This window comes from Komagataeibacter xylinus NBRC 15237 (genome assembly GCF_001571345.1).
GTDB classification, from domain to species: Bacteria; Pseudomonadota; Alphaproteobacteria; order Acetobacterales; family Acetobacteraceae; genus Komagataeibacter; species Komagataeibacter xylinus.
The window spans coordinates 1-5,948 of the sequence record NZ_BCTP01000088.1; the positions used below are offsets into that span (position 1 = coordinate 1).

Below are 5,948 nucleotides of genomic sequence, written 5' to 3' on the forward strand. Positions count from 1 at the left end.
TACGCGCAGGATGCGTATAGGATGCAAATGGGACTGAAAGCGCAGCGTAGTTTTGCCTGATTTCACGTGTGCGTGATAATTTTCGCATGGCCTTCACTGAGACAATGGCGTCGCCGCTCAGGTGTTCGAAGCGACCAAAATGATTCGCCTGGCAGGCAGTCCAGCAGGAGCCAAAAAAAATCAGGTCGCATATCAAGGAAAACTGCGGGTGACAGCGATCAGGAAAGTGCGGCCCGCTATTTTGTTCGTGCAGGACACAATATCTGGTGTCACCATAGTTTCATGAGCACAATATGAGCGACCATGGTCTCGAAGACGGACCATGCTCGCCCGCAGAATGGAGCCGGTGCATGGACGGAGATTTTTCGCTGTTTACGGGCGGCCAGGGTGGCCGCAAGGCCGTTCGTAATCCGTTTGAAGGGGCTTTCGGAACGCGACCTGTCCCGGCACGCCCGCTGGATCGGGGCATGGGAGAAGCAGTCGGTCGCCGGACGGTGTTCCGCCCTTCCGACCGGGAGGATTTCGGGCGTGTCGCCGACCGTGTGGCCGAAGGCAATGCCGGATTACTGGCCACGGTGGAGGATGCGGAGATCATGCAACTCCGTAACGCCATCGCTACGGGGGCGCTGCTCACTTCGGGGCGTCATCTCCAGCATGGTGACAGCACGCAGCCGGATCGCAACATGGAGATGTTCACCAACTGCGCCACGGCCATCTGCTCCTTTGCGAAATTCTATCTGCTGCTCAACGGCTCCGGCGTGGGACGGGCCTATGATGATGAGTTGTGCGTGGTGGACTGGGGTCAGGCCCCCGACGTGAAATTCGTCCTTTCACCAGAGCACCCGGACTACCCGCAGGACCGTGCCAGCCTGCTGCAGTTCGGCCTTGAGATGCAGATCCTGCCCTGGGGCACGGTGCTGGAAGCCTTCGATGCAGAGAGGGAAGCGCAGGTCCGCGCCTTTCTGGAAAGAACCGTGCTGACCCGGCTGCCGGAAGGCAGTGACCTTGTTCACGTCATTGAGGACAGCCGCGAAGGCTGGGGTAAGGCGGTCGAGACGATTGAGGCAATGGCCTTCGGTGGCGAACGCGATCGCACACTAGTGCTGGATTTCAGCGCCATCCGCTGTGCGGGCAGCCCGATTGCGGGCATGCAGGGGCGGCCCGCTTCGGGGCCGGTCTCGTTGCTGCGCGGACTGCTCAATGTGCGTGAGCATGTGATCAAGGCCGCGCGTGCAGGCGATATGCCGCTATGGGAACAGGCGCTGCGGGTGGACCATTATCTATCGGTCGAGGTGCAGGTGGGCGGTGCGCGCCGTGCCGCGCGCATGGCCACCAAATCATGGCTGGACGGGGATGTACTGTGCTTCATCCGCGCCAAGGAAGAAGGCGGCCTGTGGACCGCCAACCACTCCGTCATGGTGGATGCCGAATTCTGGGAATACGTGAACAATCCCGCGAAGACCGGCCCCTTGGCCGATCACGCCCGCGCGATGTTCGCGGAAGCTACGCGGTGCGCATGGATCAATGGGGAGCCCGGCTTCATCAATGGTGACCGGCTGGAAGATAACCGCACCGGCAGCGCTCGGCTCAAACAGGTGCATGCGGATGGGCGGGATTTCCGCTCGCACCGCTATCAGGCCACCGAGGGCGCAGCTCTGCTGGCCGATCTGGCTCAGCGGGCCACGTCCGCGCATTTTCCGGTCACGACCAACCCCTGCGGCGAGATCACATTGCACGTCACGGGTGGTTATTGCGTGATTGGTGATTTCGCCCCGCTGCTGGCCTGCCCGGTGGCGCCAGAGGAAGTGATGCCCGGTCAGGTCTCAGCCGAAGCGGCGGACATATGGGATGCCCGCGTAAGGGATTCCGTGCGGCTTGGCGTGCGCTTTCTGCTGCGTGCCAACCGTATGGACGCGCTGTATGGCGAGGAAGTGCGCCGGACCAACCGGATCGGCATCGGCCCGACCGGTCTGCATGAATGGGCATGGGTGCGCTTCGGTCTCGACTTTCATGATCTGCTGGACGAGGACCGTGCCGCCCCCTTCTGGAACGCTGTGCGCGAACTCTCCACCATCGCCAAAGCCGAGGCGAATGCCTATGCGCTTGAGACCGGCACCACCCGGCCGGTTACAGTTACAACCGTCAAACCTGCGGGCACCACATCGAAGCTGTTTGGCCTGACCGAAGGTGCACACCTGCCCGCACGGCGGCAATATCTGCGTTGGGTGCAGTTCAAGGGCGTGCGGCGCGAGGACGGCACGTGGGAGGCAGGAACCGACCCGCTACTGCCAGCTTACGAGCACAAGGGCTATCCCGTGCGTTCGCTGCGCAGCTTTCCGGGCATGAGTATTGTGGGCTTTCCGACCGTGCCGCTTATCCAGCGTCTCGGCATGGGCGAGCGTGTGGTGACAGCACCCGAAGCCTCGCCGGAGGAGCAGTATCGCTGGCTGGAACTGCTGGAGAAATACTGGATCGGGGCGGAGCAGGGCAATCAGGTATCTTACACGCTCAAGGTCTATACCGACCGGCATAGTCTGGACAATTTCCGCGCCATGGTAGCTGACAACCAGCCGCATGTGCGCTGCTGCGCCGTGCTGCCCAGCCGTCCGGATTCCGGCCTTGGTTACGAATACCTGCCGGAAGAGGAAGTCACGGCAGGCAAATTCGCTGCCATCACGGCCATGATCCAGGATGACGAGGTGGGCGAAGTGGTGGACTGGGCGCATCTGCAATGTGCCAGTGGAGTCTGCCCGATCTGAAGATGGTGCTGTCAGGCCATCTGGTGCGCGACGGTAACAGAAGGATACCGAGAAACCCGTTGACAGACTCTGCCGCCGAAGGCTTTGATTTGCACAGCTAGTGTGGTCTTTGCAGACCGTACTTTCGTATGCGTTAACGTGAAACAACGCACAGAAACTGACAGCAGCATGCTGGCAGCCTGTGCGTCTGTGTATCCACAGTCACCGGTCTGTCGGCATGACAGGGATACACAGTGATGAAGCTTTTCCAGTCCTTTTCAAATCGCGATGATGCCCCCGAGATCCGCCGTGTGCGGCATGACCTGGTCAGGCGTAGCCTTGAAGTCCGCGCTGTTGAGCGCCTGACCCCGCATATGATCCGTATCACGCTGGGTGGCCCCGAACTGGCCGGGTTCAACAGCCCGTCCCCTGACGATCACATCAAGATCTTCATTCCCGGTCTGGATGGTTCACCAACCCGTCGCGATTACACGCCGCGCCGTTACGACCCGCAGAACGGTACGCTGCTTCTGGATTTCGTCAATCATCATGGTGGACCAGCCGCCGCGTGGGCGCGGGCCGCCAAACCGGGTGACCGACTGGAGATCGGTGGTCCACGCGGGTCGCAGATCATTTCCGGCCCGATTGATCACTGGCTTCTGATCGGTGACGAAACGGCGTTGCCTGCGATCGGACGACGGGTTGAGGCGCTTCCTGCCCGGACGTCCGTTACGACTGTGGTTGCTGTGCCGGGGGCGGAAGACGAGCAGGTCTTTACCACGGCCGCACACCATGCTGCCCATTGGGTCCATCGCTCCATGGAGCAAGCTGATGACGCTGTCGGCATTCTTGCTGTCCTGAAAAATCTGGAAATTCCGGACCGCACTTTTGTCTGGGTCGGTGCCGAGGCCCGCGTGGCGAAAGCCGTGCGCCAGTATCTTCTCGATGAACGCAGGATTCCGGCACAGTGGATCAAGGCATCCGGCTACTGGGTGAAGGGCCAGGTCGATGCGTCCGTGAAGGACGTCGGGGACGCGCGCTGAACGATAAGGGGCGTGGGTGTCAGGACCATGATGAGGCGCCTACCTTACAAATTTATACATTCATTCAGCGAGACATGACCTACCTTCGGTTCATGAACCAAAGAAGGCCGAACAGGATATTTTGCCTGATATGAAAAACGTACTTCTGACCCTGACCGTTCTCCTTGCGGTCATGGGGGCAGGGGCCGGATTGCTGCCTGTCCCTGTCCCTGTCACTCCGGCACAGGCGGCGGATAGCGCTTCCCTGCCGGTGGTAACGCCTGTCATATCGTGCGATGCGTTGGGCACCGTCGATCTTGCGCCCGCCGTCGGCGCTGCAGTCCATGGCCAGAAGGCTGCCGTGCTTCAGACCCCCAAGGGCAAATTCTGCAAGGTCACGGGGCAGATCGCGCCTGCGATTTCCTTTGAGGTCGATCTGCCCATGGAGCACTGGACCCAGCGATTCCTGCAGGGAGGCTGCGGCGGCCTGTGCGGCATGACGCGTGTGGGCGTCAGTAACGCCGGGGCCTGCGCGCCCGCCCTGAATGGCGAATTCGTCATGGCGGGTGATGACATGGGCCATACAGGCTCCATGGTGGGGCTGGCACAGGGCGAGTTTGGTAAAGACCCGCAAAAGCGCATCGACTTCGCCTATCGCGCGAACCATGTCACCGCGCTGGCGGCCAGGGCCCTGACGGCGACTTTCTACGGACAGGCCCCGAAATATTCCTATTTTGTCGGCTGTTCCGATGGTGGTCGTGAAGCGCTGATGGAAGCCCAGCGTTTCCCCGAGGATTTTGATGGCATTTCCGCCGGTGCTCCGGCCGCCCTGTTTACCGTGCAGAATTCATTCTATCACGCATGGAACGTGCGCGGGAATCAGCGTGCCGATGGTACCAGCATCCTGTTGCAGAACCGGGTGGGCGTGCTGCATGATGCCGTCATCCAGCATTGCGATACGCTTTCAGGTGTAAAGGACGGTATTCTTGAAGAACCCCGCACCTGCCATTTCGATCCCGCATGGGTGCAGTGTCCGGCTGGCCAGAGCGACACTTCGCACTGCCTGACGGCAGAGGAAACGCAGGCGGCTGTACGGCTCTATGCCGGAGCAACCGATGCATCCGATCATCCCTATATCATCGGCGGGCCCCTGCCGGGATCGGAACTGCAATGGGCGCTGCCCGCGACCGCGCATGGGGAATCCATGAGCAATGGCATTGCTGCTTCGGCCATTGCCTATGTCATTCCGGCGCAGGTGGATGAAAAGGCGGCTGACCTAGGCCGCTTCCGCTTTGACGATGCCTCCTTCGCCCGGATGAGCGAACTGGCTCCGCTGTATAATGCCGAGAACACGGACCTTCATGCGTTTCACAAACGTAGTGGCCGCCTGATCCTGTGGCATGGCCTGGCGGACCAGTCGATCTCGCCCCTGAACACCATTGCTTATTATCAGGGCGTGCAGCGGGAAATGGGCGTGGAGCAGACCGACAGCTTCTTGAAATTCTACCTGCTGCCCGGCGTCGGGCATTGCGGCAATGGCGAGGGCTTTCCGCAGGTCGATTTCCTCTCGCCGCTGATGGCATGGACGGAAGCCGGACTGACGCCCGCTGCCATCCGCACCGAGAGGACAGCGCAGGGCAGGGAAGCGATGGGACCACCTGCCGGCAGCCATGACAGGCCGCCGGCAGGCGGGCAGATCCACATGGCCCCCATGTCCAGCCAGCCTTATGCGCGACCGAATGCCACGGCAATAGCCAGCCGTCCGGTCTATCCCTACCCATATATTGCCCGGTATGCCGGGGCAGGGGACGTGAATGACGCGCGGAATTACCGACCCGTGAAATTGCCTGCGTCCCTGCCAATGGCATTTGCAAGTCATGCCACATCGCTGATCGGTCCGGATAACCAGAAGCAGTATGGCGTCCGGGATGGCAGGCTTGTGGTGGAAAGCGCGAAGTAATGGAAACCGTGCCGCCCGGCATCAGATGTCGGGCGGACGACCGGGGCAGGTGGCAGACTTCACGGTTATATGGGCTCCGACGGACTGACCTCGCTCAGCAGGTTGTCACCCGCCGGATGATAGAACAGGGGCCAGCGGTCACGCTGGCGCGACACAACTGCCACCGGCCCCGGCACACAGCTGTCCTGTACGTCGACGGCATGAATTGCTGCCTGTCCGCTATGTCTT

Annotated in this window: 3 protein-coding genes; all 3 read left to right on the plus strand. The window is 61.2% G+C overall.

The window, feature by feature from the left end; translation table 11 throughout:
* The first annotated feature begins 350 nt into the window (after nucleotides 1-350).
* The 3 genes from GXY01S_RS16185 to GXY01S_RS16195 all read left to right on the plus strand — a co-directional run bounded on the left by GXY01S_RS16185 (nucleotide 351) and on the right by GXY01S_RS16195 (nucleotide 5,720).
* Complete coding sequence (locus GXY01S_RS16185; RefSeq protein ID WP_019086251.1) at nucleotides 351-2,759, plus strand: recombinase; 2,409 nt, start codon at nucleotides 351-353, stop codon at nucleotides 2,757-2,759.
* Nucleotides 2,760-2,995: 236 nt separating this feature from the next.
* The gene (locus GXY01S_RS16190; protein ID WP_061276791.1) at nucleotides 2,996-3,781 is read left to right on the plus strand and encodes a siderophore-interacting protein; all 786 of its coding nucleotides are present in this window, start codon (nucleotides 2,996-2,998) and stop codon (nucleotides 3,779-3,781) included.
* A gap of 130 nt (nucleotides 3,782-3,911) precedes the next feature.
* A complete protein-coding gene (locus tag GXY01S_RS16195; RefSeq protein ID WP_082770954.1) occupies nucleotides 3,912-5,720 on the plus strand; it encodes a tannase/feruloyl esterase family alpha/beta hydrolase in 1,809 nt (602 codons plus the stop codon).
* Nucleotides 5,721-5,948: the final 228 nt, after the last annotated feature.